Below are 20,772 nucleotides of genomic sequence, written 5' to 3'. Positions count from 1 at the left end.
CAATTTAAAATTATTGTTTTATATTGAAGTCTTGCTTTAACAATGAATACATATATAAATTATCAAATTTTCCGCAGGTAAACTCATAATTTCTCAAAAGTCCTTCTCTAAAAAACCCTTGTTTTTCAGCTAATTTTTGTGACTGTTTATTAGGAGGTTCTATTAACGCTTCTATCCGTTGTAAATTCATCTGTTCAAATCCATATCTAATAACAGCTTCAAAAGCCTCACTTGCTATTCCTTTCCCCCAGTGTTCTCCACTTAACTCAACACCAATTTCAGAACGATAATGCTGTGGAACCAAGTTAAGAAATCCACAACTACCAATTACCTCCCCTTGATCCTTCAACGTAATCCCCCATCTTATTCCTGTTCTCTTTTCGAATATTGATTTATACCACGAAATCTCATCCAATGCGTCATCAATGGACTTAAATGGTTCTAAACCAACGTACTTCATTACGTCTTTATCGGACAAATACTTTAGAAGGCTGTTTGCATCATCTTGTGTTACTTGTCTTAAAATCAACCTATTAGTTTCAAGTATAGGAAAATCACTTACTTCTACCACAATAAACCTCTCCCTAAATATTATTCATTTTCAGTAGTACCCCACGCCATTACTTGGATATAAGATGAACATCGTTGTTCTTCAAGTAACCTGCTCTTTAACTTAATACCAATTATTTCAATATCGAGCAGTTTACTCAAGAAAAACTTTAAACAAAAAAGAAGCTCATCCTTATTCCGGATAAGCCTCCTTGAATTTAAGTGTATTTCTTTTCTCATATTCAATAATTGGTATATAAACGAGTATTGGTATTAAATGATTAGAGGATTATTTCAAATATTTTTTGATAACCAAAAGGTAGGATCGAAGCAATTAACACACTTACTACTATAAAAGAAGTTGCTAGAACTCTGTATTTTAAAATCGAAATTTCCTTTCTTTGATAAGCTATACTTAATACTTTAATCATAAAAAAAACAGTAACAAAAATTATTATAGCTGAAAAAATACTTGTTAGAATTACTGGCATTTTTATACCACCCTTAACAAATTTTTATGTATCTTACGGACGCTCCCTTTACATACGAAATAGAAAGAAAAAAGTTTCTCAACTTCGTTATCCTGCCCTTTAACTTAATACCAATTATTTCAAAAATATTTAATCCTTACAATGATTTTATTCCGCAAAAAAAGCGCGATGTTAAATAATCGCGCTCGTTTGCTAAACAATTAAATTTATACTCGATCTTACACTCTGACACATTTTTAAAGCCTCACATTTAACCCTAATCCATATTAATTCTAATATAAAACCTTGGAAACTTTATATTATTCATCCAAGATTTCATTAAAAATTTGACCTTCATTTATTTTAATTATCTTAAGTCGACTGGTGTTTTTGATAAATATGGTTTTGTATTGTTCTACACCGTTCTTATCAATGAGAAGAAGAACCCGTTCACCTTCGTTATCTGTTACAGTTTGAAAGCTATAATCTTTATTATTAATTTGCTCAATAATATTTTTATATTCAGGAAATGAACTCCATTCTTCATGGTTGACACTTTCTTTAGTTTGGTTATTTTTATCTGCTCCATTACTGTTACAAGCTGTTAGCATTGTTGCAACTACAATTAATGTAGTAATCAATTTGTACATTATTTTTTCATCCCCTGTTGATTTAGTCAACTTTAATTGTAATAAAAAACCCTATTAATCTCTAGGAAAGAAATAATAAACCTGTTCTAGCCTAATTAATTTGCTTCAACCAGTACAGCGTTTATTCAACTCCTTATTTTATTAACTAGCCCTAAAATGGAAAATGAGCGCAATCCTTGTTCCAGGATAGCGCCCAATTCTGGAAGGTTCGTTTTCAAGATAATCATAAGAATATTAATAAAATTTTCATATACTCTAAGTTTTATTTTGTACATCCACCTTAAAAACCTAGCTACTTCACATGGGGAAATTAGCTGGATTTCATAAAAGAAAAGAATAGCTATATATTTACGTTTCCCCAAATTAAAGGCCCCCTTTTCCCTGGGATCAGAAAAGGCGATTCGAAAAATCAATACAAAAGAGGTTTAATCGACCCGATCCAGAATGAGAGTTGAGGATACCCCAGTGGCGGTTGGTAGTGCCGTCTTCTTCAACGTCAGAAAGTCTATTGAGATTGAGAAATACCTGTCCAATAGGTTCAGGAACATAGAATGACCCGCTCGTATTCGTAACTTTCTATCATTCTACTTTGCGGTCTGCAACAACTACCCTGAGACCTGGCCAAAAAACTTGTCGAAGTTCAACGAAGACAATATCGACCCAACGGTTAATATGGACAATGTCCAGAAACGTTACCTGGCACCAAAAAGGGACCAGAAAATGTATATTCACAAAATGTTCAAAATTGTGTTGTCAAATGTATATGAGTGCAGTATTATATTATTTGTGAGCGGAAGCATATGCCGTTACCCATTCCTTCCTTTTCGGATTGAATATCGAACGGAATACTTGATTTCGCAGGAGGAAATAAAGTGTACAGTAAGGATACTATTTATATTATTGGGGACTCAAAGACCACATCCAATAATCCGATTATGCAGCAATATAATGCTTTTTATATCGGATTGGTCATCGATAGGACGACTCATTTGATCGTTGATACCGATTGTTCAAGTACCCTTTCTTTGACTTCATCCTTTGTGAAGCAATTATTCTTCGGACAATCAATGATGAATATGGATAGAGTCATAAATGAAATTGAGACACGTTATTTTGGTGCATCCCAAAAGGCTTTGGCCGTAGCCTTCAAAAACGCGCATATCAAATACATGAAAATCATTGAAACTTAATGCTGCTTTTTCTATTTTTGTAGATTAAATCCAGCTATTAGAAAGGTATTCCCTTTCTAATAGCTGGATTTTTTATTTTTAACATTTTAAAAAGGGGGAAACAAAATGATTCAAGATGGCGTGATTTATATTAGCTTGTTAATAGCATTTGTTGCCATTATTGCTCTTGCAGAAAAACAGATTGGGGGAAAATTTTTCAAATATGTACCTGGAATTGTGCTGATTTACATTGGTTGTGCGCTCTTAAAAACGTTTGATGTCTTTTCGACAAGTGACTCTGTCGAAACAACTTACAGTACGGTCAGGGGGTTGCTCTTACCTGCAATGCTGATGTTAATGCTTCTGCAATGTGATTTGCGGAAAATCATACGCTTAGGGCCGAAAATGATCTTAACTTTCTTAGCAGCATCACTGAGTATCGTGGCAGGATTCACGATTACGTATGCTCTATTAAAAGGTTTCTACGCAGAAGGAACATGGAAAGCTTTTGCGGCCTTGACGGCAAGCTGGACCGGCGGATCTGCGAATATGGTGATTTTGCAAGGGATCCTCGAAGTTCCGGAAAATATTTTCGGCTATGCACTCATTATGGATACCGTGAATTACTCGTTCTGGGTCATGTTCATGTTCTGGCTCGTTCCATTTTCAGCCGTTTTCAATAAGTGGACGAAAACAGATACCAGCTACATGAAGGGGATTACAACTGAACTAGCAGCTACCTCAGAAGAAACGGAAGCAAAAAGCTTTGGATTTGTAGAATTACTCTCTTTCATAGGTTTGGGATTATTCATTTCCGCTATGTCAACAAAGATAGGCGGCATGTTACCTGTGTTAGGTGCTGCTGTTAATGCGACCACGTGGACGATCATCATCGCATCAGCTGTTGGGTTAATATTAGCGATGACAAAAATCGGACGTGTTCCCGGCTCTTTTGAGCTTTCAAAAGTGATGCTCTATATTGTCATTGCACTGATTGCCTCTCATGCCGATTTCTCACAGTTATTCCAAGCACCTATTTATATCATTTCGGGCTTTATGATTCTGTTCTTCCATGGCTTGATCATGGTCATTTTGGCTAAATTATTCAAGCTTGACCTTTTTACAATGGGAATTGCCTCTTTAGCGAATATTGGGGGCGTCGCATCTGCTCCCATCCTTGCAGGCACCTACCATCGTTCACTCATCCCTGTTGGTATTTTGATGGGTGTATTTGGAAGTTTACTAGGGACGTATTTCGGTATTTTGGCAAGCAGCATTTTATCTGCCTTATAAGAAAGGAGCATAACGATGAATATTCAATCCATTCAAGTACAATCAGAATCATTGCCTTTAAAAAAGCCATTTAAAACAGCGCTTAGGACCGCCACGGAAGTTGAGAACGTCTTTGTCTATGTCCGATTGGAGGATGGACTCATCGGAGTTGGAGCTGCTGCACCGACACTCGCCATTACGGGAGAATCAAAAGAAAGCATTGAAACAATCTTGAAGACGGTGCTTACCCCGCTATTATTGGGACAGGACATCAGAAATATCCATCAGCTTTCACTCATGATCGAACGCTCTTGTGTGGCGAATACGAGCGCAAAAGCTGCATTGGAAATTGCGCTGTATGATGCCTTATGCCAGCATCTTCATCTACCACTCTACCAATATCTTGGCGGAAGAACGAATAGGTTGACAAACGATATGACCGTTAGTGTTGGAACGGTGGAAGAAATGCGTGAGGATGCGCGCCAAATCATCAAGGATGGTTTTTCTACCTTGAAAATTAAAGTCGGAAAAGACTGGATCAAGGACGTAGAACGAATCATGTCCATCCGAGAAGAAGTGGGAAAAGGCGTTTCGATTCGTGTGGATGCCAACCAAGGCTGGACGCCACGGCAGGCTGTCTCGATCATTCAAGCTTTAGAACAGGCTGATACGAGATTGGAATTAATTGAACAGCCGGTTCATGCCAGTGATATTGATGGATTGAAATTTATCAGACAGCATGTCAATACACCGATCATGGCAGATGAAAGTCTATTTTCTCCACAGGATGCCTGGCGCCTGATAAAAGAAGATGCGGTGGACTTTCTGAATATTAAGCTAATGAAAACGGGCGGAATCAGAAGAGCAATGCAAATTGCCGATATGGCGGAAAGAGCGAACATCCCTTGCATGATCGGCAGTATGATGGAATCTTCTATTTCTGTACTTGCAGCCGCCCATATTGCGACAGCTCATCCAAACATTCAAAAAATCGACTTGGATGCACCGCTCTGGTTAGCTAACCAGGATTTTGATGGAATCGAATTTATCGGGGATGAGGTCCATTTAACATCCCTACCAGGCCTCGGGCTACACCGAAGATCACTTAATGTGTCTTCGTGAAAATAAAAATATGAGAGGAGTTTTATCATGAAAAAGACAAAAAGATGGGTGCTGGGTTTTATTACGGCCACGCTACTATTAACAACATTGGCATTCCAAGTATCCGCAAAAGCCCCTGAAACATTTAAACCAGGTAAGACCGCCTATGTCGATGTATCCGTATCGACCCAATGGACAACGAATGGAAGGCACCTTGTCAGAGATATTGATGCCCCTTCTTTAAGCAATCCAGTTGATCCGTGGCAATGGTCAGCCAATATGGAGGACAGCGAGGTTCGGCGCTGGCTGACAGGGAAGCTTGAAACACAAGCCGTCTATGGAACGAAAGTCACAATCTTACAAGAGGACGGTGACTGGGTGCAAGTGGCGATAGACGGTCAGCCTACTCCACGCAATCCTTTAGGTTATCCGGGCTGGATGCCAAAGGAACAATTGACATTGGAAAAGCGCTTAGACAATTTCACCAATTCTCCGTTTATGATGGTAACCAGTCCTACAGCGTGGTTATATGACGGTAAAGAGCTAAAAAATTCATTTATGGAAATTAGCTTTAATACCCGCCTGCCTGTGCTGAAAGAGCATGGGGATGTCGTCATGGTCGCAACTCCTAATGATGGAAACAAATTTATGAAGAAAGAGGATGTTGCGATTTATCAATCAGAAGCAGATATCCCAAAGGCAACACAAGAAGGTTTACTTGAAACAGCGAAGAAGTTCCTTGGTCTACGCTATTTGTGGGCCGGTGTATCCGGATTCGGGTTCGATTGCTCAGGATTCACCTACTCGATTCACAAGGCTTTTGGCATCACGCTTCCACGGGATTCTTCTCCCCAATCTCAGAGTGGTAAAGAAGTCAACAAGGATGAAATTCAACCCGGCGACCTATTATTCTTTGCAAGCAACAACGGAACTGGATCCGTTCATCACGTCTCCATGTATATCGGTGACGGTCTGATGATTCATGCTCCTAACGCATCTAAGAACGTCGAAATTATCCCTTTGAACACTCCCGGATATATTGAAGAATTCTCAGGTGCCCGTCGCTACTGGGAAGAATAATAGAGAAAACTATAGATTCTAGCTAACAAAACTCGGAAAACATTATTATAATGCGAGATTGATAAAAAGAATACAAAACCTTTTAAACTGTTTTTACGCAGAATCGCAAGCATCTTCATTCCACTGATCCTGCCCTTGTAGCATCAGATTAATAACCGGTATTACAAAAACGATTGTTCAAGCAGACTGGATTGTAGCAGATTCATAATTAGCTATTATATAAACTGTTATACAATCTGGTCTGTTTTCTTACCTTGGATTCTTAGTCGGAATAAACGCAGAAAAAAATTGGAGGATCACCTCTTATCTACTAAAGCTTACACTGCCTGGTCAACAAATTGGTTGTTTAATTTAATAAGCTATAAAAATATGATTTCAAAGGAGAAACATGATGAAAAATTGGACAAGCTGTGCACTAATTTCTGTTCTGGCTATCTCACTACTTGCACCTTCTGCTTCTTTTGCAGAATCAAATGAAAAAGCATCACCTCAAGCACACGTTGAGTATCCTGTTTTAACAAAAGCAAAAATGCCGGAGGAAGTCGGATTTTCCTCTAAAAAACTTGAAAAAGTGGATCAGTTGATTGAAAAAGAAGTGGCCGCCGGTTTTCCTGGAGCAGCCCTGATTGTCATAAAAGACGGGAAAATCGTGAAGAATGAAAGTTACGGCTATAGGCAAAAGTTTGACGGACATACACCGCTTAAGAAGTTTTTGAAAATGGAAAACGACACCCTGTTTGATCTTGCTTCAAATACTAAGATGTATGCAGTGAATTTTGCCCTCCAGAAACTTGCGAGCGAGGGAAAGCTTGATATTCATGCAAAAGTTCAGGATTACATACCTGATTTTAAAGATACAGAAGTAGACGTGATTAAAGGCAAAGATACGATGCGGATCATTGATGTACTTCATCACACTGCTGGATTTACACCAGACCCGCAATACCATAATCCCGCCGTGTCAAAAGAGCTTTATTCTCAGGATCGCGAAAAAACGATTGAAAACATTAATAACACCCCCCTAACATATGAGCCTGGGACAAAAAATGTCTACAGTGATGTTGACTATATGCTGCTTGGCACCATTGTGGAAAAAATCACTGGCCAAAAACTTGATGAATACGTTGAAAATGAATTGTACAAGCCTTTGAAGTTAAAAGATACGGTATTTAATCCGCTGCAAAAAGGCTTCAAGTCAAAAGACTTTGCGGCAACCGAGCTATTAGGTAACACACGTGATGGAGTTATTAACTTCCCGAACATCCGAACGTACACGCTTCAAGGAGAAGTGCATGATGAGAAAGCATTTTATTCAATGGAAGGTGTTTCAGGACATGCCGGCTTATTCTCGACAACTAGTGATCTCGCAGTTCTATTGCAGGTCATGCTGAACGGTGGCGGTTATGGTAATGAATCACTCTTTGATAATGAAACCATAGAAGAATTCGTTGCGCCTTCTGAGATGAACTCAACATACGGTCTCGGCTGGAGATTAAACGGCGATGACAGCATGGACTGGATGTTCAGCAAATACGCAAGCGAAAGTGCATACGGCCATACAGGCTGGACAGGAACGGTAACAATTATTGACCCTGAACAGGACTTAGGAATCGTCCTGCTCACTAATAAAAAGCATTCGCCGCTTGTGAATCCTGCTGATAACTCTAATCAATTTTTCGGTGACCTTTTCGCAACAGGAAGATACGGAAGTGTGGTAACAGCTATTTATGAAGCGTTAGAATCAAATAAATAATAAGACAAGAATCCCATTCATTACATCGGAAGGTTTTCGGAACTCTCACTCGAGAGATGATTGTTCACGGATCTCCTTGCCAACACTTCTCAAAAACATTATTAGTCGCTATCGTGGCGGTTACAATGTTAAGGATATAAAAAGCCAAATTTCTCAGCATAAGAATTGAGAAATTTGGCTTTTTATTACTCAAGAATCGCGCCCGATTACAGTATAAATTTCCTGAAAGTGAAGCTCCAACACATCAATAATTATCCATAATTCCCGTACCTAATAACCCACCAACCACCCATTCTTCAGATATCGCCCCCATTAGCAAAAGAAGCCTTTATTCATCTTTATTATCCCGTTTGAACTTTTTATTAAAAAAATAGTAAACAAGGAGTGTTATGACTACTATCATAACAAAAAAAGTAATAACTTTTACCAGTTGTTCATCCCACACCCAAAAATAAGAAATTATTAAAATACCGATAATACTAATAATTTGAAGTATGCGATAGAAAATCCTTATATCCAAAGTTCTCCTCTCCTTTGTATTTATCGTAAATACACAAAAACATATGAAGGGAACATGATAAAATGAATAGGAGATATTTAACCATCCAAGAAGTTATTTCTATGCACGACCTTTCAGGATATGGTAGTTAGGAATTAAAGGTTTACGCGAAAAAGTTCGTACCCTAAGGAGGAAAAACATATGTCGCATAATTATTTAGAGGATTCCAAGTCCTCAAGAACGTTGGGAATGAAACTTCTGCTAACTTCCGCGGGTGTCAATAACTCGACTATCCACAAAGCGCTGGTTGATATGCTGGACAAGCCGATCGCCGACTCCAACGCTCTGTGCATTCCCACCGCGATGTACGGACACCCCTGGGTCGGTCCTGGAGACAAAGCCTGGCAGTTCATCAGCGGGAATTCCGAGAATCCCATGGTCGACCTGGGCTGGAAGTCTGTCGGCGTTCTAGAGCTCACAGCGCTGCCAAGCATCGACGAAGACCGCTGGGTGCCTCTTGTCCGGGAGACGGACGTCCTTCTTGTGTCTGGAGGCGACGCGCTCTACCTGTACCACTGGATGCGGCAATCGGGGCTTGCAGACCTTTTACCATCACTGGATGCAGTCTATGTGGGAATGAGCGCAGGAAGCATGGTGATGGCCCCGAATATCGGCGAAGAATTCGTAGGCTGGCGTCCGCCCACAGGGGGAGATAAAGCACTGGGTCTGGTGGATTTTGCGTTGTTTCCTCACCTAGACCACGAGATGTTACCGGACAATACCCTGGCCAATGCAGAAAAGTGGGCCGCCGGAGTCTCAGTAGCAGGGTACGCGATTGACGATCATACTGCCATCAAAGTGACCGATGGGGCCGTTGAAGTTGTTTCCGAGGGGCAATGGAAGCTATTCACCCCTTAATACCGAGACGGTCCGCCTACTAGCTCGGTTCATTTAGGCAAGTTGCATTAATGGAGTATTGAAAAAAGCCTGATTTCGTCACTTAAATTGAGAAATTAGGCTTTTTCATTTTGAGTTTTCATTAACGTTGGAGAAGCACTGGGACGGTTCTCGTGCTTCCTTTTTGTAAAGATGAAGCAGCAGAACCGTCCCCATGCTTCAAAAAGAGATATATTTTATACTTTTTATAAAAATGAGTGATAAAATAAATGAATAGAAAAAAAGCCTCCACTGTTTAGTTGATGGTGATGCGAAATACAATTACATATAGGAGAATGAAAAATTGACCATTAGAAAGTTTGATTTTTACAACTCGTATTTAATAATTGCTACAGGTATTTTGCAATTTATAGGAACGCCAGTTTTTTTCAAAGTAATAGAAGAACCAGCTTTTTGGTTTTTTAATGGAGGAATAACCTTGGTGTTACTCGGCTACTTAAATATACTTAGAATTAAATATGGAACAAAGACTATGGAGATTTGGAAACTCAGCCTATATTCTAATATTTTTGTCCTGCTTTTTTGGCTTAGTATGGTATATTTTTTATTTTATAAATTTATTAGGTACCCCTTTGCTTTGATTCCTTTGATATTTCTAGTTGGAGCAGTTATATTTTCACAAAAGAGGTATTAGTGAAGAAGCACTGGAAGCACTGGGACGGTTCTCGTGCTTCCTTTTCGTATAGATGAAGCAGCAGAACCGTCCCCATGCTTCCATGCTTCCATGCGTCCCATTCATTTATAAGCTTTTTTAAACCCATCATAGCTGTTGATCACCGCAGTGACCAATAAGCCAACCGATACGGTCAGGTAAAGCCACTGAAAATTGAAAGAGGCGTCGAACAGTTCCTGTACCCTATCTATGAAATCTGCATTCAGCACCTCCATGTTCCTGAAAACAAACATAAAAGCTAGAACAGGAATGAACTGATATACTGCATTCACGATCGCAAGCTTCCTGGTCCAGACCCCCGCTTTCCATTTTCTAAGCAGCAGGAGAAGTTCCAAGCCAATTAGGAATACGACCAACGGCCAATACCCGATGAGCACATCCCCATCAAAGAAAGGAGTGAACATTCTTTCGTTGTCACTCTTTTCATACAATCCGACGATACTTGAAGCTTTAAAGTAACAGGTTGACCAGATGACCGTCCAAATCAGACCTCCGAAAATCTCCAGCTTGGAAATTCGTTTTTCTTTCGGGATATAGGGGATGTCTTTCAAGTCATCAGGCGTCCACTCTGTTCCTTTCATGGTGATTGGAAGCTGACTGTCCGAGGAAACGGTCCGTTCGATGATGGCAAAGGTGAGGGTCAGCCAAAAGAAGACCTGCATTCCTGTTCCTATGACTTCGACAACCCCATTTCCTGCGATGGACAGAAATATCTCAATCGGACTTGATTCCCCTGAGTAGCTCAACACAGATGATACGGCTAACACGATGAACGTAATAGCAGCAGAAATCGGAAGAATGATCTTCAAGAGCGTCATATACAGATCATAATATCTTGGCCCGATCAGGTGCATCGGCCGGTCTTGATAGTTCGAGGCAAGAACAGCAGGATTCCCGAGTGAAGTCAGTACCTCCCGTACATCATCCTCTGTATAATCCTCCGGCAGCATGTCTTCAATCGTAGAATTCAATTCAAGGGCAATATCCTCCCGATTCTTCTCCGGCAGCCTTCTCATCACTTCCTGAATATAGAGTTCAACAAGCTTCATCCTTCCTCATCCCCTTTTAATAAAATGGCCAATTCCCCAGACATCTTTTCCCATTCGGTCTGTAACTGTCCCAGGATCTCAGTGCCGTATTCGCTCAGCACATAATATCTCCTTGGCCTGCTTTCCGACCGGTCCCAGCTGCTTGTGACCAGTTCTTGCTTCTCTAAACGGCGCAGCAGTGGATAGAGTGTACTCTGCTCCATCGAAATTCCGCTTTTCTCCAGTAATTGGACAAGTGAATATCCATACTGCGGTGTCCGCAATTGACTTAATACTGCCAGGGTCAATGTCCCCCTCCGCAGTTCCGTCGTCAGAGATGTCAGCAGTGACTTATCCATATGTTCACCTCTTTGATTGAATTATACTGTGTATCGTACACTATATAGTTTATACTATGTATCATACACTATAGAGGTGCGTAATAGAACGATTTTTTTTTAAAAGTAAAGAAGGATCAAAGAACGTTGGGTTGTTCTTTGATCCTTCTTATTCCTAGCCATGGGGACAGGTACCGTGGCTCTCATACAAAACGGGGCCAGGGAACTTGTCCCTATTGCTCACAACAAATCCTTCTTCAAACCTACCTTCACCTCATCACTCGCAAAAGCAGCCTCCACACTATTCATATAAATCTCCATATAATCCTCATCACTCATCGCAAATTCATTCCAGACTAAATCACATTCCTTCGTCATCGTTGTATCCGATACCGTTCTGTTGTCTGTATTGATGGTGATTATGATCCCGTCCCTGTGAAAATCGTATAATGGGTGATCACGGAATTGGTTTACGGCTTTCGTTTGAACATTACTCGTTGGGCAGATTTCAAGCACGATCTGTTTTTCCTTTACAATCTGATATGCTTCTTCACAGTCTTTAATATACACACCGTGTCCGATTCTTTCTGCCCCCAACCATTCAACAGCCTCTAGCACATTTTTTCCGATTCCCGTTTCACCGGCGTGGATCGTGACTCTGTAGCCATATTCTCTTGCCAGTGCGACGGGTTCAATGAACTTCCCGCAGAACCCTTCCTCTTCAGAAGCACATAAATCAATCGCGACGACTCCTTTTCCAAGGAAGATCTTACCCTGTTCGACGACCTCAAAGGCACTTTCCGCCGACATCGTTCTCATACAAGACAAAATGATATTCCCTTTAATATCAAATTGTCCTTCTGCTTCTTTCATTCCCTCTATCACACTTCCAATAATTTCTTCAATAGATAATCCCTTTCGTGTATGAAGTAATGGGGCGAACCGAACCTCCATATATTTCACATTTTCTTTTGCCGCATCTTCATACAGCTCAAAGGTAATTCTCTTTAAATTTTCTTTTGACTGCATAACGGCATTAGGGATCGAGAATTTCTCTAAGTATTCATCCAATGATTCGCAGTCTAATGGGGCAATGAGCTCTTCTTTCATCTCTTCTATATCAAAGGAAGGGATATGGATGCCCTCCCTCTTTGCGATATCAATAATCGTCTCGGGTCGGACACTTCCATCCAAATGGCAGTGCAGTTCAATTTTGGGCATAATAGAATAATTCATTGTTGTACCTCCTCAATTTTTCAATAAAAAAAATCCTGATTACGAAGAAAATACAAATAAAAGTATCTTCTTCGTAATCAGGATTTATTGGTTCCTGGTAGAGACCTCCAAACCATATTATTGGAGTTATACGAATGTGTGAATCGTATTAGGTTGTTTATTACGATAATAAAATTTTTATTCGTTGTCAAGGGGAAGCGCGGGGACGGTTCTCGTGCTTCCTTTCAGGTCAGGACGCAGTTGCAGAACCGTCCCCATGATCCGCAAACCTCACCACATACCGGCAACCGTCGTCATAACTCCCATCCAATTCAATGGATCCACCACTTTGCTCGATGATTTTCTTCGCAATAGCAAGTCCCAAACCCGTTCCCCCGGTCTCACCATTCCGGGATTCATCCATCCGCACAAACGGTTCGAATATCTTGTCATGGAAGTCGGCGGGTATCCCTATTCCCCTATCCTCAATGATCATCACGGCCTGATTCTGTTTCTCCTTTAGTGAAATGAACAGATATCCATCACTGTACGCCATCCCATTATGGATAATGTTCGTAATCGCCCTCTCAAGCTTCGAAGGATCGAATTTCACCATCAGAGTTTCCTCTGTAATATCCAGATGATACTCCATCCCATTCTCTTCGAACTCTTCTACATAAGAAGACAGCATGGTACGGAGCCATTCGGCCATATCATATTCCTTAAGCGAAACCGAGTCCCTGTCTATATCCATATGCGACAGGTCGAACAGGTCATGGATGAGCCTGTTTGCTCTCTTGCTGTTGGACACGATGATATCGGTATACTTCTTCTGATCTGCTCGACTCAGATTCGTCAAGCTGGTCAACGTTTCAGCGTACCCCTGTATATTGGTCAATGGTGTTTTCAGATCGTGAGAAATATCCAGGATCAGCTGTTTCCTCAAGTTCTCGGACCTTTCCTTTAATGCGATTTCCGTGCCGATCGTCTGCGCCATTTGGTTAATGTTATTCTTCAACTGGTTCAATTCTAGATTCGCCTCGAACTCGATTTTCTCTCCATAGTTTCCTGTTGAAATCGAATCGATCCCCTTAAGAAGCTTTTGAATTGGCTGAATGAGCTGGACGGATGTTCTCTTCACATACCAATACAGGATGACGATCAAGCACACCATGAAAAAGAAGATGGTGAAGAAGAACACATCATCCATTTGGAAATAGTCATCTGCGGGAAAATAGAGTAATAGATACTCTTCACCCTGTTCAGGTATATATAAATCCGTATCATACGTATCGGTATTCTTCAGAAATTCATTCAATCCATAGTTAAACCCGATCTTGTGAGGGCTATTGAATTGATCGATCACCTTATAATCGGGACTGACGATTTCAAGGTAGGCATGATCCGGCAGTTCATTCTTCTTGAATGCCGCTTTCATCCCCAGTTTCTTCGCATCTTCATACGTCCCTTTAAGGAATTCCTGATCCAAGTCCTCATACACGGTCTCGACATACACAAAGTTTGCCACCAGGGTGAACGTCCCTACTCCGAGTAGAATGATAAACAATAAAGCATAATTTATAAAAAACTGTTTGGTGATAGATATGGGCTTTTTAAGGAGGATTGGATTAGTCTTCATGGTCCTCCATCCGATAACCGAGTCCTTTGACTGTCGTGATATAGTTCGGGGATTTAGGATCTAATTCAATTTGTTCTCTGATTCGACTGATATGAACCATGATCGTATTGCTGTCACCGATGTAGTCCGTATTCCAAACGAGCTCATACAATTGAGCCTTCGTATACAACCGGTTCACATTCTTCATGAAAATCGATACCAGCTTCGTCTCCTTCGGGGTCAATAAGAGCCGCTCCCCATCTTTGGTCACCGTTTGATTGATGGGGTGATATTCAAGGGATCCATTTCGAATGACCCCTTCTTCCTCCACCACACTATAATCCGTATACCTTCGAATTTGGGCATTCACTCTCGATACGAGCTCAACCATACTGAAGGGCTTCACCACATAGTCATCTGCCCCCAGTCCGAATCCCAGTACTTTGTCTGCATCATCCGCCCTCGCTGTCAGCAGCATGATCGGCACCTTACAGCTTTTCCGTACTTCCTTGATCACCTGAAACCCGTCTACTTTCGGCATCATCAAGTCCAGGATGAGAAGGCTCGGTCGCTTCTCCCTGCACTTACGGATCACTTCATCTCCATCATAAGTCTGCTCTACACGATACCCTTCATTCCGCAAATGAAGGCTGATCAATTGGTTAATTTCCACATCATCTTCTGCTATATAAATCAACTCTGCCATACCCTTACTCCCAGTCTTGTAAAATCAAATTTTCATCCTATTTTACCATGAAATTGGCAACGGTTTTTGAGATTTATGGTTAATTTAAGGTTGCTTTAAGGTTGGGGTTAAGGAAGTCGTGTACAATGAATTAGTTAATGGTCCTTAAAATATAAGTGGCCATTTTATAAAAAGGAGTAATTGGTGGGTAATGAACATGACAAACAAACTAAATGAGTTCATCATAAAAGGACATTTTGAAGAGGCAAAAGAAATGACGAATGAACTTTCCTATTCAGAACTTGATGGAGAACTGATGGAAATGGCCTTCAAGGATTCAAGTATAACGAATTACGCATTCATTATGAGTTTACTAGTCGAAGAGGAAAACGTTGAGTTACATGAGATGGCGTTTAGATTGATGGTGATTCCACTAAGTTACCTGGACGGTGCTTATTACGCTGCCCTTTATCATGCAAGACGATGTGTGGAATTAACAGATCAACAAGATATCAGGTACTTATCCAATCTGTTATTTTTGCATCATATCCCCGACAAAGTAGTCAGTGAAGAGGAAGCATATGATACGGCGAAAAGGATGCTGTCATTAGATGCTGATAATGTACTTGCTAAAGAATTTTTGAAGAAACGTTAATAAGTAAGGGATGAATTCCATCAAACCATTACATAAAGTATTCCATAATTGGCAGGAGAAACTCGATCAGGATGAATGGTATTTCAGCCATTCTTTTGATGAGATCATTGAAAACATGTCTTCAGAGGAAGCTTTTCAGTACACACCTATCGTCATACAGGAATTAGCGAAATGTCGGAATGCCTTCTTAATAGGAGAAATGGTCGACTTTCTTCATTCCGTCTATGAAGTGGCCAATACAACGGAGATACATCCAATCTTAATTCAGGAAAAAGACAACATTGAAGGAGTCATTCGAAAGTTTGGGGATGAGTACTCTCAGCAGGCGTTTAGTGGGTTTAAGAAATCGTTGAGATGGAATTGAAAGAGGGACGGACCTCGCTAAAGTAGGAGGTACTTCCTTAAACTATAATCATGCTGCCCCCGACAACCACGGTCGGGGGCACCCTTATCTCATTATCTTTTCATCTTAACTTCTTTTCTTATAACAAAGCTAAAGATAAAACTCGTAAGGATATAATAAATTCCTATGATCGATAATGCATCTGTTAACACGGTCCATAGATCATTTCCTTGTATCACAAATCCCCATAACAAGAAGCTCGTGATAAATAGGAGTGGGAATACAAGAAAGTATCCCAGGAAGTATAGTTTCTCTTTTGGTTTCTCCATCATCATCATCCTTATCTAGGTAATGGATTTCTTACACTATAGTATAAACGTGTCTGTTTAATATGGAATGGTCCGATTCAACCGTTTTGCTGGCCCAAGGACCGACACCTTCCAGACACTTAGCAGAATAATACGTCAAGAACGCGACCATTCCAATGGCATTTCCACCGACGCCAATCTTGATTAATAATTTCGCAGCTTCTTTATAAGCCTTTTTCTCTAAATAAGCCCATAACCCGCCTGTCATCGCCACTTCAATGATAGCCACCCCGAAATGATCCTTCAACGCACCAATCATACAGCCCTTCCACGTCTTCTTGGCGGCCAATGGCTGGATCGATTGAGCTGCCATTATCGGTCTAAGATCTTCACTACTTGCAGAGTTGATCTCTTGTTCCAGCATATCAAACTCTTTCACCTTTCCAAACTTTGCTTCTAATTTATCAAAATCAAACCCTATGACACTACCTTCTGCATCAAAGATAGCAGCTTCCTCCATCAAAAATTCAAGGTCAGCCGCCAACTCCTCCACTTCTTCTTCCGAAGTCATAGGTGCAGCACTAACAGATGGTCCAACCGTCCCAAATACTAACATCAGTGCTAATAACGATAGTAATGTGTTTCTACAAATTTGTTTCATGAGTCCCTTCTCCTCTCTATGTATGATATCTCTGAACTTTTCTCACTCTGTATAAGCTAAGCGTTGGAAGGTTCATAGATAGAGTATACATTATTTACCTAATGGGAAAGCTTAAAGGAACCTTAAATTATTTTATATGTGACCTGATATAATGAAAAATACCCTTTGTTCTCATTCTATCAATCAGACGCAAAGAAACAGCTGGCCCTCACGTCTAAGCCAGCTGTTTTTTTACTATTTATCGATCATTCAATTAGTAAATTTGTTCCTCCAGTTTTGAAGAAATGCAAGATTTCTCTAATGGATATTGAGCTAATTCTTCAAGACATTTTAAAAACGGTGCCTGACCCTCCCAACGCTAAAGCATTACCGTATTGGGGGTCAGTCACCAGTCCGTCCTTAACTTCTTTATTTCAACTTCTGAAGGGCTTCCTCCAAGCGGTCCCACGTTTCGGAGATGCCTTCTATCACACCCATGTCGGTAACGGTCTTGAGAGACTCTGCCGAATCATATTCAGCACGGTTGATCAACTTCGTCCTGCCACCCAAATCGATGAATTCCAATGTATTAGTAGTCGATGGCATGTCTTCATTCGTATTGCCTTCCGGATCTGAGAAGGAATCGACGTAGATGATCTTCTCCGGCTCGATGATCTCCTTGTAAACTCCTTTTCCCCAGGATTCCATACCGAAGTATTCTCCTTGATTTTGATCAGCGCACTTCATGCAGAAGTGCCACACACCTCCCGGCCGGAAATCCACGTTACATACGGGAAGCTCCCAGCCTCTTGGTCCCCACCACTGTTTGAGATGTTCAGAGTCTTTAAACATAGTAAACACTAGCTCACGCGGCGCATCAAAATCTCGCTCAAGCACAAGTACCCGATCATTCTCCACCCTTGAAGTCAACGTATTGCTGGTCATTTCATTTCCTCCCGAACATTAGAGTATTTTGATTCGAATCACATCATAAAACGGTATTTCGTTTTTACGGCGAAAAACTTGGACACTGCAATCAACATATACCCTATGATGAAAAATACCCAAGGATCACCCATTGCGATAGAGAATACATATCTGGAAAAGAACCTAAAAGCACGAATGGGATCAACAGCCTGTAAGAAACCAGTATCCGCTTTTACTATTCTTCAAAGATTCCTTATTTCCTTCTTTGGTTTTGAGATTCTTGATAAGATTCTGATTTTCAACAGAAGGAGGAAGCACTGGGACGGTTCTGGTGCTTCTTTTCACATTAAGAGGAAGCACCAGAACCGTCCCCATGCTTCCATCCTTCCCTTTCTCCTCCATTTTGTCACAGAATCATTCCCTCATCCGTTATATCAGTAAATAACCGAAAAGGATGATGAAGATGGTAAAATATGAAGTGGCTATTGTAGGTGGAGGAATCGCTGGATTAACGGCTGCCGTCTATGCAGCAAAAGCAGGAAAACGAACCCTTGTATTGGAACAGCAAAAGCGATTTGGAGGCAGAGCCATCACCAATAAAAAGCAGGGGCTATATTTTAACTTGGGCGGCCATGCACTGTATAAAGGGGAAGCGTATGAAGCTTTCCGCGAACTCGGGTTACGACTTGAGGGAAGCTCACCCTCTATTAACGCTCACGGGATGTGGAAAGAACAAATCGTCCCTTTACCAACGAACACCTCCTCCTTTTTTCAAACGCCGCTCCTAAGCTTTTCAGGAAAGGTCGAATTGGCAAAATGGTTCATTAAATTAGGGAAAATGGATACAAGTGCTTGGGACCAAATCAGTATCCGGGATTGGATTGAAACTCAGTTGCATGATCCCATGTTGCGCAACGTGTTCTATTCACTGCTTCGAACATCCACTTATGTTCTTGCACCTGAATTACACGCTGCTGGTCCTGCCTTAAAGCAACTGCAGCGTGCTCTTCAAGGGGTCCTGTATCTCGATAAAGGATGGGGGACACTTGTAGAAGAACTGCGTGAACTTGCTGTCCAACTGGGAGTGGAACTGGTTAGTGATCGTAAGGTGGGGGTAATCGAACATCAAGATCAAAAAGTACACTCGATTTTATGTCAAGATGGTACTAGAATAGAAGCATTGAATGTCATACTAACTACTCCACCCTCTATTTCTCACAAGCTAGTTCCTCATGCAGATCAAACCGCCCTTCACACGTGGCACAATCAATCGATTCCTGTTACGGTTGCCTGTCTGGATGTTGGTTTGCGCCAGCTGCCTAAGCCAAGACACCAATTCATCTATGGATTGGATCAGCCCATCTTCCTTACCAACCAATCACGGGAAGGTAAACCAAGGCCAGCTATCTTGAGTGATGATGGGACACAACTGATATCGCTTTTTAAATATCAAGGGCCGCAAACTGATGCAGCAAAGGATGAGGCTGAGTTGGAACAAATGTTAGATGTGGTTCAACCCGGCTGGCGGAATGAATTAGTGATAAGACAGTTCCTACCGAAAATGACGGTAGTCCACGATTTTCCTCATATGAAAAGAACGGAAGATCCTGGCCCTGCTGTCCCTGAAATTGAGGGGCTATATGTTGCTGGTGACTGGGCTTCACATGGCGAGCTTCTCGTTGATGCATCCGTAGCTAGCGCTAAGCGAGCCATTTCACATTTACTAAACACTAGAGAGGAAATCAAATGATGAGTATGGAAGGACTTTATCAAACCTATCAACCTTTGCTTTTTTCATTAGCCTACCGTATGTTAGGCAGCGTGATGGATTCAGAGGATATTGTCCAAGAAGCGTTTATAACCTTTGATCAGCTTCCCAACCGCGAACAAATTGAAAACAAAAAAGCGTATCTATGTAAGATCGTCACCAATCGCTGTCTGGATCTAATACGGTCATCCGCCAAAAAACGTGAGGTATATGTCGGACCGTGGCTTCCGGAACCATTGCTTGAAGGAGAGAATTCACGTAACGATCCTACCCATGCCTTCCTTCAACAAGAATCCATCTCTACAGCCTATTTACTATTATTACAACAGCTAAACGCGATAGAACGAGCCGTCTTTTTGCTTCGAGAAGTTTTTCAATACTCTTATGATGATATCGCTGAGATTCTTGGAAAAAGCAATGCGAACTGCCGGCAAATTTTCCACCGTGCGAAAAAAAGCATGGAGTACGACCTTAAGAAACAGCCTTCGATTTCCATAGCCGAATCTACAGTCAAAGAGTTTGTACAGTCCATCCTAAATGGAAACGTAAATCAATTATTGGACCTTGTCAGCGAAGATGTCGCTATGTACTCGGATGGCGGCGGCAAAGTAAAAGCTGCACAATTTCCTATTTTCGGTGCTAACAGAGTCGTTCAATTGCTCCAAAACCTAATGAAACTGTATGCAGGCAAGTTCACTATCAACTATACATCTGTCAACAGTCTTCCAGGACTGATATTAACAATTGATGACCACTTACAATATGTGTACTCCTTTACCTTCAGTGGCAATCAAATACAGACGATCTATACGGTTGCTAATCCGGATAAACTGCGACATTTGCAATAGATTGCAGTTCTCTTTAGAAATAGCAACGCATACAAATCCCCCTTTTAATACAATAAAAAACGGTGAAAAGCCTCAAAGCTTCTGACCGTTTTTTTCATAACAGTGTCTGACCCCCATCCGCTAAAGCTTTACCGTGCCGGGGGCGGGCACCAAACGTGTCTGTTTAGTGAGGATACAATATTTCCCTTATAGGAAACTTAAGGGAAGGTTAAGGGAAGCTTAAATT

Annotated in this window: 21 protein-coding genes, 1 pseudogene and 1 riboswitch; of the genes and pseudogenes, 12 read left to right on the top strand and 10 right to left on the bottom strand. The window is 41.1% G+C overall.

Going from position 1 to position 20,772, the window contains the following annotated elements:
• Window positions 1-10: 10 nt before the first annotated feature.
• The 3 genes from ACYH0O_RS04675 to ACYH0O_RS04665 form a co-directional block, all read right to left on the bottom strand.
• A complete protein-coding gene (locus ACYH0O_RS04675) occupies window positions 11-571 on the bottom strand; it encodes a GNAT family N-acetyltransferase (protein ID WP_482631367.1) in 561 nt (186 codons plus the stop codon).
• 768 nt (window positions 572-1,339) lie between these two features.
• The gene (locus tag ACYH0O_RS04670) at window positions 1,340-1,669 is read right to left on the bottom strand and encodes a hypothetical protein (protein ID WP_482631366.1); all 330 of its coding nucleotides are present in this window, start codon (window positions 1,667-1,669) and stop codon (window positions 1,340-1,342) included.
• Between the two features lie 125 nt (window positions 1,670-1,794).
• Window positions 1,795-2,031 carry a hypothetical protein gene (locus tag ACYH0O_RS04665; RefSeq protein ID WP_482631365.1) on the bottom strand — a complete coding sequence of 79 codons (237 nt, stop codon included), beginning with the start codon at window positions 2,029-2,031 and terminating at the stop codon, window positions 1,795-1,797.
• A 510-nt stretch (window positions 2,032-2,541) separates the two neighbouring features.
• Between ACYH0O_RS04665 and ACYH0O_RS04660 the strand changes: the two genes are divergently transcribed.
• From ACYH0O_RS04660 to ACYH0O_RS04625, 8 genes and pseudogenes are all read left to right on the top strand, one after another.
• Complete coding sequence (locus ACYH0O_RS04660; RefSeq protein ID WP_482631364.1) at window positions 2,542-2,859, top strand: DUF3870 domain-containing protein; 318 nt, start codon at window positions 2,542-2,544, stop codon at window positions 2,857-2,859.
• Between the two features lie 105 nt (window positions 2,860-2,964).
• Window positions 2,965-4,131, top strand: coding sequence for a DUF819 family protein (locus tag ACYH0O_RS04655; protein WP_482631363.1), 1,167 nt, complete (start codon window positions 2,965-2,967; stop codon window positions 4,129-4,131).
• Window positions 4,132-4,146: 15 nt separating this feature from the next.
• Entirely contained in the window at window positions 4,147-5,232 is a 1,086-nt protein-coding gene (locus tag ACYH0O_RS04650; RefSeq protein ID WP_482631362.1) for a dipeptide epimerase, read from the top strand.
• 27 nt (window positions 5,233-5,259) lie between these two features.
• Entirely contained in the window at window positions 5,260-6,291 is a 1,032-nt protein-coding gene (locus ACYH0O_RS04645; protein ID WP_482631361.1) for a C40 family peptidase, read from the top strand.
• Between the two features lie 54 nt (window positions 6,292-6,345).
• Window positions 6,346-6,583: pseudogene (locus ACYH0O_RS04640) on the top strand (PTS transporter subunit EIIC); the annotation flags it as partial.
• A 99-nt stretch (window positions 6,584-6,682) separates the two neighbouring features.
• The gene (gene pbp4b, locus ACYH0O_RS04635) at window positions 6,683-8,044 is read left to right on the top strand and encodes a penicillin binding protein PBP4B (RefSeq protein WP_482632496.1); all 1,362 of its coding nucleotides are present in this window, start codon (window positions 6,683-6,685) and stop codon (window positions 8,042-8,044) included.
• A gap of 748 nt (window positions 8,045-8,792) precedes the next feature.
• A complete protein-coding gene (locus tag ACYH0O_RS04630) occupies window positions 8,793-9,461 on the top strand; it encodes a Type 1 glutamine amidotransferase-like domain-containing protein (RefSeq protein ID WP_482632495.1) in 669 nt (222 codons plus the stop codon).
• 322 nt (window positions 9,462-9,783) lie between these two features.
• Window positions 9,784-10,134 carry a hypothetical protein gene (locus ACYH0O_RS04625; RefSeq protein ID WP_482631360.1) on the top strand — a complete coding sequence of 117 codons (351 nt, stop codon included), beginning with the start codon at window positions 9,784-9,786 and terminating at the stop codon, window positions 10,132-10,134.
• Between the two features lie 101 nt (window positions 10,135-10,235).
• Here ACYH0O_RS04625 and ACYH0O_RS04620 read toward each other — a convergent pair whose 3' ends face one another.
• The 5 genes from ACYH0O_RS04620 to ACYH0O_RS04600 all read right to left on the bottom strand — a co-directional run bounded on the left by ACYH0O_RS04620 (window position 10,236) and on the right by ACYH0O_RS04600 (window position 15,078).
• Window positions 10,236-11,222, bottom strand: coding sequence for an HAAS signaling domain-containing protein (locus tag ACYH0O_RS04620; protein ID WP_482631359.1), 987 nt, complete (start codon window positions 11,220-11,222; stop codon window positions 10,236-10,238).
• Window positions 11,219-11,560, bottom strand: coding sequence for a PadR family transcriptional regulator (locus ACYH0O_RS04615; protein WP_427598305.1), 342 nt, complete (start codon window positions 11,558-11,560; stop codon window positions 11,219-11,221). Before ACYH0O_RS04615 ends, ACYH0O_RS04620 begins: the two co-directional genes overlap by 4 nt.
• A 219-nt stretch (window positions 11,561-11,779) precedes the next feature.
• Window positions 11,780-12,775 carry an adenosine deaminase gene (gene add, locus ACYH0O_RS04610; protein ID WP_482631358.1) on the bottom strand — a complete coding sequence of 332 codons (996 nt, stop codon included), beginning with the start codon at window positions 12,773-12,775 and terminating at the stop codon, window positions 11,780-11,782.
• A gap of 54 nt (window positions 12,776-12,829) precedes the next feature.
• Window positions 12,830-12,929: riboswitch (purine riboswitch) on the bottom strand.
• Window positions 12,930-13,004: 75 nt separating this feature from the next.
• Window positions 13,005-14,393, bottom strand: a complete 1,389-nt coding sequence (locus tag ACYH0O_RS04605; RefSeq protein WP_482631357.1) for a sensor histidine kinase — start codon at window positions 14,391-14,393, stop codon at window positions 13,005-13,007.
• The gene (locus ACYH0O_RS04600) at window positions 14,383-15,078 is read right to left on the bottom strand and encodes a response regulator transcription factor (RefSeq protein WP_482631356.1); all 696 of its coding nucleotides are present in this window, start codon (window positions 15,076-15,078) and stop codon (window positions 14,383-14,385) included. The genes ACYH0O_RS04605 and ACYH0O_RS04600 overlap by 11 nt, the downstream gene beginning before the upstream one ends.
• Before the next feature lie 196 nt (window positions 15,079-15,274).
• Between ACYH0O_RS04600 and ACYH0O_RS04595 the strand changes: the two genes are divergently transcribed.
• Together ACYH0O_RS04595 and ACYH0O_RS04590 are read left to right on the top strand one after the other, a co-directional pair.
• Entirely contained in the window at window positions 15,275-15,712 is a 438-nt protein-coding gene (locus tag ACYH0O_RS04595; RefSeq protein ID WP_482631355.1) for a hypothetical protein, read from the top strand.
• A 10-nt stretch (window positions 15,713-15,722) separates the two neighbouring features.
• On the top strand, window positions 15,723-16,076 hold the full coding sequence (locus ACYH0O_RS04590; RefSeq protein WP_482631354.1) for an ABC transporter: 354 nt from the start codon (window positions 15,723-15,725) through the stop codon (window positions 16,074-16,076).
• A gap of 339 nt (window positions 16,077-16,415) precedes the next feature.
• On the opposite strand, the gene ACYH0O_RS04585 is transcribed toward ACYH0O_RS04590, so the two are convergent.
• On the bottom strand, window positions 16,416-17,024 hold the full coding sequence (locus tag ACYH0O_RS04585; protein WP_482631353.1) for a hypothetical protein: 609 nt from the start codon (window positions 17,022-17,024) through the stop codon (window positions 16,416-16,418).
• Between the two features lie 408 nt (window positions 17,025-17,432).
• Complete coding sequence (locus ACYH0O_RS04580) at window positions 17,433-17,948, bottom strand: SRPBCC domain-containing protein (protein WP_149154127.1); 516 nt, start codon at window positions 17,946-17,948, stop codon at window positions 17,433-17,435.
• A 445-nt stretch (window positions 17,949-18,393) separates the two neighbouring features.
• Between ACYH0O_RS04580 and ACYH0O_RS04575 the strand changes: the two genes are divergently transcribed.
• Both ACYH0O_RS04575 and ACYH0O_RS04570 read left to right on the top strand, forming a co-directional pair.
• Entirely contained in the window at window positions 18,394-19,680 is a 1,287-nt protein-coding gene (locus ACYH0O_RS04575) for a protoporphyrinogen/coproporphyrinogen oxidase (protein WP_482631352.1), read from the top strand.
• A complete protein-coding gene (locus tag ACYH0O_RS04570) occupies window positions 19,680-20,546 on the top strand; it encodes an RNA polymerase sigma-70 factor (RefSeq protein ID WP_482632494.1) in 867 nt (288 codons plus the stop codon). Before ACYH0O_RS04575 ends, ACYH0O_RS04570 begins: the two co-directional genes overlap by 1 nt.
• Window positions 20,547-20,772: the final 226 nt, after the last annotated feature.

Source organism: Rossellomorea sp. H136 (genome assembly GCF_056838065.1).
Note: the sequence above shows the minus strand (reverse complement) of the source record. Positions and strands in the feature narration are given on the sequence as shown.

Coding starts and splice junctions, on each gene's coding strand:
- ACYH0O_RS04670 (WP_482631366.1), bottom strand. CDS start 1,669: ATGTACAAATTGATTACTACATTAATTGTAGTTGCAACAATGCTAACA.
- ACYH0O_RS04655 (WP_482631363.1), top strand. CDS start 2,965: ATGATTCAAGATGGCGTGATTTATATTAGCTTGTTAATAGCATTTGTT.
- ACYH0O_RS04650 (WP_482631362.1), top strand. CDS start 4,147: ATGAATATTCAATCCATTCAAGTACAATCAGAATCATTGCCTTTAAAA.
- ACYH0O_RS04645 (WP_482631361.1), top strand. CDS start 5,260: ATGAAAAAGACAAAAAGATGGGTGCTGGGTTTTATTACGGCCACGCTA.
- pbp4b (WP_482632496.1), top strand. CDS start 6,683: ATGAAAAATTGGACAAGCTGTGCACTAATTTCTGTTCTGGCTATCTCA.
- ACYH0O_RS04630 (WP_482632495.1), top strand. CDS start 8,793: ATGAAACTTCTGCTAACTTCCGCGGGTGTCAATAACTCGACTATCCAC.
- ACYH0O_RS04620 (WP_482631359.1), bottom strand. CDS start 11,222: ATGAAGCTTGTTGAACTCTATATTCAGGAAGTGATGAGAAGGCTGCCG.
- ACYH0O_RS04615 (WP_427598305.1), bottom strand. CDS start 11,560: ATGGATAAGTCACTGCTGACATCTCTGACGACGGAACTGCGGAGGGGG.
- add (WP_482631358.1), bottom strand. CDS start 12,775: ATGAATTATTCTATTATGCCCAAAATTGAACTGCACTGCCATTTGGAT.
- ACYH0O_RS04605 (WP_482631357.1), bottom strand. CDS start 14,393: ATGAAGACTAATCCAATCCTCCTTAAAAAGCCCATATCTATCACCAAA.
- ACYH0O_RS04600 (WP_482631356.1), bottom strand. CDS start 15,078: ATGGCAGAGTTGATTTATATAGCAGAAGATGATGTGGAAATTAACCAA.
- ACYH0O_RS04595 (WP_482631355.1), top strand. CDS start 15,275: ATGACAAACAAACTAAATGAGTTCATCATAAAAGGACATTTTGAAGAG.
- ACYH0O_RS04590 (WP_482631354.1), top strand. CDS start 15,723: ATGAATTCCATCAAACCATTACATAAAGTATTCCATAATTGGCAGGAG.
- ACYH0O_RS04585 (WP_482631353.1), bottom strand. CDS start 17,024: ATGAAACAAATTTGTAGAAACACATTACTATCGTTATTAGCACTGATG.
- ACYH0O_RS04580 (WP_149154127.1), bottom strand. CDS start 17,948: ATGACCAGCAATACGTTGACTTCAAGGGTGGAGAATGATCGGGTACTT.
- ACYH0O_RS04575 (WP_482631352.1), top strand. CDS start 18,394: ATGGTAAAATATGAAGTGGCTATTGTAGGTGGAGGAATCGCTGGATTA.
- ACYH0O_RS04570 (WP_482632494.1), top strand. CDS start 19,680: ATGAGTATGGAAGGACTTTATCAAACCTATCAACCTTTGCTTTTTTCA.